A 2,198-nucleotide genomic window follows, 5' to 3' on the forward strand; every position below is an offset into this window, starting at 1 on the left:
CGAGCGCAGCGAAGCAATCCAGAGTCCCACCGCGGAAAGACTCTGGATTGCTTCGCTGCGCTCGCAATGACGTGGTGAAGGCATCGCTCTTTCGGCTCGCATCTTCATTGCAGACACACATTCGCATCCTCGCGGCTTGTTTCGCCCGAGCTTTGCCTGATCGCTCACCCTCATGAAAGAGGGCGCAGGGAAGGCCGGGAGCCGGCTGGCTCCCATTGTCCGCCATGCCATGAGCAGATTGCGCTACATTGCACAGCGGGTAACAGGGCAACCGGAGCATCCCGGCCTTCCCTGCGCAGTGGGTTGACGGCTTATGTCGTGCTCTCCCCGGGGAGCGTTGCACTATTGCCCCCGTCGCCTTGCAGATGACTGATGCGCGTGCCCGGTCGGGCCGCCACATCACCGCAAGACTTGGCGCACAGACCCCGGGCGCCAGGACCACACGATTTTGCCGTACGCGAACCGCACCTGTCGTTGGTGCAAGGTCTTCGCTCACGGCTCTCCGCCCTGCGAAGCTTTTCGCACCGATGTGGCCCGCGTCCACCGCCGCCCGGCCCGCGTTCGTGACGATCGCGATACGCCCCTCTTCCTTGGGCCGGAGTGCGCGCACTATCCGCCAATTCCGAATTTCGGTAAAGTGGAATATTTTTAACGGCACGGGTTGACCGGCATTTTGGGTGTTTTGCCCGTCGGGCAACGCAAGGTCTCGTAGCCCGGATGGAGCGAAGCGTAATCCGGGATTCTCGCGGCCGGATGCAGAGGCCCCGGATTTCGCTGCGCTCTATCCGGGCTACGAATAGAGTTCGTTGCAACCCTCAGTGCCTGACCACCAGCACCGAGCATTTCGCGTAACGCACGACGTGCCCGGCGTTGGAGCCGAGGAAATAGGTGCGCATCGCCGGCCGGTGCGAGGTCATCACGATCAAATCGGCCTTCATGTGCACGGCTTCCTCGAGGATCTCGTGGTAGATGCCGCCCTGGCGCACCACGCTGGAGATGCGAGGAGCCTCGATGCCGGATTCGCGCGCGACGATGGCGAGAGCTTCCTCCGAGGTCTGGCGCTGCTGCTCGTCGAAATCGGCCGGCACGTATTCGGCCAGCATCACCGGCGTCATCGGCAGCACGTTGAGCAGGCGCACCGTGCCGCTCCAGGTCTGCGACAGCGTTGTCGCGGTCGCGAGCGCCGGCTTGGCGAGATCGGTGTCGGCGAGGTCGATGGGCACGAGGATGGACTTGAACATCTGCGCCTCCAAATCTTCCAGTCAGGACGTTTTGCCGGCACGTCGCGCGTCTCACCCCATCGAAGCAGCCTTTAGCTATCGAAGCAACTTTAGCTATCGAAGCAACTTTGGGCTGACGAACAGCACCAGCTTGCCGCGGCGGTAGGCCACGTCCCCCCAATCCTTGACGTCAAAGTCGAAGATCGCAAGCCCCGCGGTGGGCAGGTTGTCGGCGAGCGCCTTGGCGCCGGCGGGATCGCCGCTGCCGATCAGCATCAGGGCGGTCTCGTGCATGCCGGGATTGTGGCCGACCAGCAGCAATTGCTTCGGGTCGGCAGGTATCGTTGCAGTGCGAATGGATTCCAGGATCTGCGCGGGATCGGCGCCGTAGAGTTCCGGCAGGACCTCGACCTGAGGCGCTGCGACGCGGTCCTTCATCGTCTCCCAGGCGATGTCCCAGGTCTGCCGGGCCCGGACGGCGTGCGACACCAGCACGGCCTCGGGAAAGGGGGGGTGGGTGGCGATCCAGTCGCCGATCTCGGCGGCATCCTTGCGGCCGCGGTCGTCGAGCCGGCGGTCCTGGTCACGGCCGCTCGGCGCGTCAGTCTCAGTCTTGGCGTGACGCAGCAGCATCAAACGGCGCATGGCATTCTCGAATCGTTACAAGTCCAGAATAATCTACAGGCGGCAGTTGGGGACAAGGTGACAAGCGCCCGATCGGTCCACTAAAGAGCATGATCTTTTCGGAAAACCGCTTCACACTTTTCCGGATCATGCTCTAAGAAACGACATGAGCGAGACTTTCACAAGCGTAGCCCAGGAAGAAGCCGGCTTTCGCGAGCGCGCGCGGCTGTCATTCGACCTCGATGCCGACATCTGCGTCATCGGGGCCGGGCTGGCCGGGCTTTCCATCGCGCTGGAGGCGGCCCGGCTGGGGGCCAGCGTCGCGGTGCTCGAGGGCCGCCATATCGGCTGGGG

The 2,198-nt window shown here is 63.6% G+C and carries 3 protein-coding genes; 1 reads left to right on the top strand and 2 read right to left on the bottom strand.

The features are described 5' to 3' along the window. Positions 1–815: 815 nt before the first annotated feature. Positions 816–1,241: a universal stress protein gene (locus PMI42_RS30450; RefSeq protein ID WP_008141820.1), complete on the bottom strand. Its 426-nt coding sequence runs from the start codon at positions 1,239–1,241 to the stop codon at positions 816–818. A gap of 93 nt (positions 1,242–1,334) precedes the next feature. Beyond that, positions 1,335–1,865: a SixA phosphatase family protein gene (locus tag PMI42_RS30455; protein WP_008141823.1), complete on the bottom strand. Its 531-nt coding sequence runs from the start codon at positions 1,863–1,865 to the stop codon at positions 1,335–1,337. Positions 1,866–2,010: 145 nt separating this feature from the next. On the opposite strand from PMI42_RS30455, the gene PMI42_RS30460 reads away from it, so the two are divergent. Beyond that, positions 2,011–2,198, top strand: a 188-nt coding sequence (locus PMI42_RS30460) for an FAD-dependent oxidoreductase (protein ID WP_008141825.1), incomplete at its 3' end; no start/stop codon positions are given.

Origin of the sequence: Bradyrhizobium sp. YR681 (genome assembly GCF_000282615.1) — a bacterium.
GTDB lineage: Bacteria > Pseudomonadota > Alphaproteobacteria > Rhizobiales > Xanthobacteraceae > Bradyrhizobium.